Source organism: Bacillota bacterium (genome assembly GCA_023511835.1).
Classification (GTDB): domain Bacteria; phylum Bacillota; class Sulfobacillia; order JAIMAT01; family JAIMAT01; genus JAIMAT01.
The window spans coordinates 1-2,137 of the sequence record JAIMAT010000150.1 but is presented as its reverse complement, the minus strand read 5'-3'; the positions used below and the strand labels follow the sequence as shown (position 1 = coordinate 2,137).

General features: G+C 80.0%; 3 protein-coding genes. All 3 read right to left on the bottom strand.

All coding sequences use genetic code 11. The features are described 5' to 3' along the window. Positions 1-39 precede the first annotated feature (39 nt). From pyrF to K6U79_11595, 3 genes are read right to left on the bottom strand one after another with little or no spacing between them, the layout of a single operon-like run. Positions 40-813 carry an orotidine-5'-phosphate decarboxylase gene (gene pyrF, locus K6U79_11605; GenBank protein ID MCL6522999.1) on the bottom strand — a complete coding sequence of 258 codons (774 nt, stop codon included), beginning with the start codon at positions 811-813 and terminating at the stop codon, positions 40-42. Beyond that, complete coding sequence (locus K6U79_11600) at positions 810-1,886, bottom strand: dihydroorotate dehydrogenase (GenBank protein MCL6522998.1); 1,077 nt, start codon at positions 1,884-1,886, stop codon at positions 810-812. The genes pyrF and K6U79_11600 overlap by 4 nt, the downstream gene beginning before the upstream one ends. Next, a complete protein-coding gene (locus tag K6U79_11595; protein MCL6522997.1) occupies positions 1,802-2,125 on the bottom strand; it encodes a hypothetical protein in 324 nt (107 codons plus the stop codon). Before K6U79_11595 ends, K6U79_11600 begins: the two co-directional genes overlap by 85 nt. Between the last annotated feature and the right edge of the window lie 12 nt (positions 2,126-2,137).

The window sequence follows — 2,137 nt, the reverse complement described above, 5'->3', positions numbered from 1 at the left end:
GCAGGCGCCGCACCTCCCGCTCCTCCGCGCTCTCGCCGTTCACGGCCGCCCCTCCTCCCCCGCGGGTGCGCCCCCGCTCTCCAGCCCGGCCGCCAACTCCGCCAGCGCCGCCACCGGGTCGGCCGCGGCGCGGACGGCCCGTCCCAGCACCAGCAGGTCGGCCCCGGCGGCCGCCGCGCCGGCGGGCGTGGCCACCCGGCGCTGGTCGTCGCCGGCCGGTCGGTCCGCCGCCGCCCGCAGGCCGGGCACGGCCAGGCGCGGGCCGGGGCCGAAGCGGCGGCGCAGCGCCGGCACTTCGTGCGCCGAGGCCACCAGCCCGTCGACGCCCGCCTCCAGCGCCAGCGCCGCCAGCCGCAGCGCGGTCGCCTCGACGCCGCCCGCGTAGCCCAGCGCGGCCAGGTCGGCTTCCTCCAGGCTGGTCAGCACCGTCACCGCCAGCAGCTCGGGCCGCCCCCCGGCGGCGTCGCGCGCCCGGCAGGCGGCCTCCAGCATGCGCCGCCCGCCGGCGGCGTGCAGCGTCAGCCAGCGGGCGCCCAGCGCGGCCGCCGCCCGGACGGCCTCGGCCACCACGGCCGGGATGTCGTGGAGCTTCAGGTCCAGAAAGAGCGCCCGCCGCGCCGCCAGCCAGCGGGCGGCCTCCGGGCCGGCGGCGGTGAAGAGCGCCGGGCCCAGCTTGAAGCCGTCCAGCGCCGCGCCGGCCGGCGAGGCCAGGAGGCGCTCGGCCAGGCGGCGGTCGCCCTCCCAGCCGGGGCCGTCCAGCGCCAGGAGGAGGAGCGGCCGGCGGGCGGCCGCGGACGGTGCACCCGCGCTCACGGCCGTTCCCCCCCGCGCGCCGGCGAGCCGGGCCGCGCCGCGCCGATCATGGCCTCGACGGAGGCGAAGCCCTCGCGCCGGAGGAGGGCGCCCAGCTCCTCCGTCACCCGCAGGCAGGCGTCCGGCTCCACCAGGTTGGCCGTCCCCACCTGGACCGCCCGCGCCCCGGCCAGGAGGAACTCGGCCGCGTCCTCGCCGCTCCGGATGCCGCCCACGCCCACCACGGGCACCGTCACCCGCCCCGCCACCTCCCAGACCGCGCACAGCGCCAGCGGCTTGATGGCCGGACCCGAGAGGCCGCCCGTCCCCCGCCCCAGCACCGGCCGGCGGCGGCGGACGTCGATGGCCAGGCCGCGGAGCGTGTTGCTGAGCGTGATGGCACTGGCGCCAGCCGCCTCCACCGCGCGCGCCACCTCCTCCAGCGCGGGCGCGTCGGCCGCCAGCTTGGCCAGGAGCGGCAGCGAGGTGCGCTTTCTCGCCGTCTCCACCACGGCCGCCGCCAGCCGCGGGTCGCGGCCGAACTCGGTGCCGTCGGCGCCCACGTTGGGGCAGGAGAGGTTGAGCTCGATGCCGGCCACGCCCGGCGCGCCCTCCAGCCGCGCGGCCACCTCGCCGTACTCGGCCACGCTCGTCCCCCAGACGTTGACGAAGACGGGGATGCCCAGCCCGGCCAGCCAGGGGAGCTCGCGCGCCACCACCTCGTCCACGCCCGGGTTCTCCAGGCCGACGGCGTTGAGCAGCCCACCCGGCGTCTCCGCCACGCGCGGCGGCGGCGCCCCGAGGCGGGGGCGGAGGCTGGTCCCCTTCGTGACCAGCGCCCCCAGCCGCCGCAGGTCGAACCAGGCCGCCATCTCCCGCCCATAGGCGAAGGTGCCCGAGGCGGGCATGACGGGCGTGGCCAGCCGCCAGGGCCCCACCTGGACCGCCAGCGAGGGCTCCCCGGGCCGTTCCGCCGCCGGTACCGTCCGCCCGCCGCTCTCGCCCGCCTTCACCCCATCTCCACCCCTTCCTGCTCCGGCCAGGTCTCGCCCAGCACCAGCCGCTCCAGCTCGAAGACCGGCCCGTCGCTGCAGAGGCGGGCCACGCGGAGCGCGCCGGTCTCCCCGGCGCCCCCTTCCGGCTCGCGGAGGAGGACGGCGCAGCCCAGGCAGGAGCCGATTCCGCAGGCCATCGCCCCCTCCAGCGCGACCCAGGCAGGCAGGGGGGCGCCGCGCCGTGCCGCCTCGGAGACCACCTCGCGCAGCGCCCGCAGCAGCCGCTCGGAGCCGGCGGCGTAGAGAGCCGGAGTGCCTTCCTGCGCCGCCTCGGCCACCCGGGCGGCCGC